Here is a 1,153-nt window from a genome sequence, read left to right as displayed (position 1 = left end):
GCAAAAATAAAAACCTCCTTTAAATCGCTTAAAAAGAGGTGGTTTTGGTTGAGTTTTGAAAACTATTATTGGAAAATTAGGGTTGTGCAACAGCTACGGATATTGAACTAAACCTCCGGTAGCTTTTCCCAATTCGCCGTTTTAGTAATTTTGTTTTTTTAACAATCAAAACATTACTATGGCTACAAAAAAATCTCGGGAGGATTTAAGTACGAACAAAATCCTGAATCGCGCCTCGAGCGAAGTTGACGGTTTTGCCCAACTCCGGCAACGCTTCGAAAGAAATATTTCCATCCTGGGCAGAAGCAAACGTACTTTCGACAATTACTCCCGTCACGTATCATGCTGCGAAGAAAAACCGCAGAAAACCACTTCCAAAGGCTGCCCAACGCCACAAAAAAAGCAGTTCTTTTGAAAAAACTGCTTTGTGTATCTAAATTCTAAAAACGATATCCCCATAAGAGGACCAAAATGCCGCCGAAAAGCTACCGGAGCTGGAGTTTACCCTGAGGCTCTCGAAGGGTTCAACGGGCTTTCATTTGGCTCCGCCGAACCTCCGGTTTCTTGTCTTGCAGACAAAACGAAAGCTTAGTTATTATGCGACGTTTTTTAATTTCTTCTCCAAAATTTTGAGCAAGTCTTTTTGCTTTATATTTAAAAAGTTGGTTTGTATTGCATGTTGAGAATTAGCAAAAGGTTTATTTATTTTGTTAATCAATTTATAATACAGAGAATTACGAAATTTTTCAGTCGGCATTATCAACTCAATATAGATTTGTCTATTTGTTGTGATACCTCGTTGAATTGTATTTACGATAAAAAATGATTTTATGTTATTGATTTCAACAATATTTGGCTTCGTAAAAATGTTGTATATGATAATTCTTTCATCTGTTATGGTTAATAACGGTTTTTTTCTAAATAACAATAATAGTGATAGAACAACACCAAAAGCAAAAAGCATTAGAGCTAAAATCATTACAATACTTTTGAACATATTATCTTCAAAATTTAGAATACTATTTCTCGCGATAAATCCTCCCGTAACTAACAAAGAAGATAATATTAAAAGTACAAATGAGGTTTGTTTATTTGAATAAAAATTCACGTATTTTAAATTTAGGGCAGTCTTTTTTAAAATGTCGCATAACGG

The 1,153-nt window shown here is 34.2% G+C and carries 2 protein-coding genes; one reads left to right on the top strand and one right to left on the bottom strand.

Annotated elements, in window-relative coordinates; translation table 11 throughout:
• The first annotated feature begins 178 nt into the window (after positions 1–178).
• Positions 179–415 carry a hypothetical protein gene (locus ACM44_RS15550; protein WP_048500837.1) on the top strand — a complete coding sequence of 79 codons (237 nt, stop codon included), beginning with the start codon at positions 179–181 and terminating at the stop codon, positions 413–415.
• 180 nt (positions 416–595) lie between these two features.
• Here ACM44_RS15550 and ACM44_RS14785 read toward each other — a convergent pair.
• A partial coding sequence (locus ACM44_RS14785; RefSeq protein ID WP_048500836.1) for an STM3941 family protein occupies positions 596–1,153 on the bottom strand: 558 nt, incomplete at its 5' end.

Origin of the sequence: Chryseobacterium koreense CCUG 49689 (assembly GCF_001045435.1) — a bacterium.
Classification (GTDB): Bacteria; Bacteroidota; Bacteroidia; order Flavobacteriales; family Weeksellaceae; genus Kaistella; species Kaistella koreensis.
This window is presented reverse-complemented; position numbering and strand designations above follow the sequence as displayed.

Bases quoted from the DNA above. Each gene is read 5' to 3' on its own strand.
- ACM44_RS15550 (WP_048500837.1), top strand. From the start codon at position 179: ATGGCTACAAAAAAATCTCGGGAGGATTTAAGTACGAACAAAATCCTG.